The following is a 335-nucleotide window of genomic DNA, read 5'->3' as shown; positions in this document are numbered from 1 at the left end:
GCCTGCACACGTGCGGCCTCGGAAGCATCGAGCCGCGATAAATCCAACTCAAGTCCGAGCTTGCCAGTCTGATATGGCGCAACTTTCGCCCCGAGCAAAACCGCGCGACCTGCTTCGTTGGCCGCAACTGCGGTAGCAGCCGCGGTGGCCAGCCGTTTCTGATCCAGCCGCCGCCGCAAAGCCCTAAGCTGCTCCACCGCTTGGTCCAGCCCTGTGCGGCGCGCTTCCAACAAATTCCGGTGCGCCATCATCCGTCTGATGGTGGCCGCGATGCTCTGCACGTCGGCGCGGCCCTTTGGCACGTAATGATCGGCCCGTGCCTGAATTGCCGTTCG

At 63.9% G+C, this 335-nt stretch carries 1 protein-coding gene; it reads right to left on the bottom strand.

Annotation, left to right across the window (positions count from 1 at the left end; genetic code table 11):
- The coding region (locus tag ATE59_RS18290) for a hypothetical protein (RefSeq protein WP_231737500.1) at positions 1 to 335 on the bottom strand (335 nt) is incomplete at both ends.

Origin of the sequence: Sphingopyxis sp. A083 (genome assembly GCF_001468495.1) — a bacterium.
Taxonomy (GTDB): Bacteria; Pseudomonadota; Alphaproteobacteria; order Sphingomonadales; family Sphingomonadaceae; genus Sphingopyxis; species Sphingopyxis terrae.
The sequence above is the reverse complement of the archived record's forward strand: the minus strand, read 5'-3'. Positions and strand labels throughout refer to the sequence as shown.